The 514-nt window shown below is 67.7% G+C and carries 1 pseudogene; it reads left to right on the top strand.

Annotated elements, in window-relative coordinates:
* Positions 1 to 216: 216 nt before the first annotated feature.
* A pseudogene (locus RCCGE510_RS32840) lies at positions 217 to 514 on the top strand (hypothetical protein); the annotation flags it as partial.

Raw genomic sequence — 514 nt, forward strand, 5'->3', positions numbered from 1 at the left:
TCGCGCCGCGGGGCGGCCGGATCCCGCCGTCCTCGGCAAAGCAAGACCGCGCGCCGCGCAAGGGTTTTACCCTGCTTGCACGCAGCCCGGCTTCGCTCGTCCAGGCAGGCCCGGACCCTGATACGCCCGTCTTCCGCCGGGTCCTTTTGACCGCACCGAAAGGCAGACCGGCAGGGGCCGGGGCCGTTTCGGAGGAAACTGAGAAAGGACGAACCCATGGCCAAGCCCGCAACCCAAACCCGCCAGTCAGCGCGCGTCGTGCAACTTCGAAAGGGCGCCACCCTCGAAATGGTCCGGCTCACCTGCCCGGACGCCGCCCAGGCGATGGCGATCGCCGAAAGTTTCGGAACCGCCGTGATCGACGGCGATGGCGTCCGCGACCTGCATCAGCGCCTGATCATCGAAACCGCCGACAGTCTTTCCGACGGGCTCGGCGAACGCGCCATGCAGATCCATCTGCAGCGCATCGTCGGCGCCTATGTCGGCTCCGCACACGGCGCAGGCCAGTTCTACT

The organism is Rhizobium sp. CCGE 510, from assembly GCF_000292525.1.
In the GTDB taxonomy this organism is placed as follows: Bacteria; Pseudomonadota; Alphaproteobacteria; order Rhizobiales; family Rhizobiaceae; genus Rhizobium.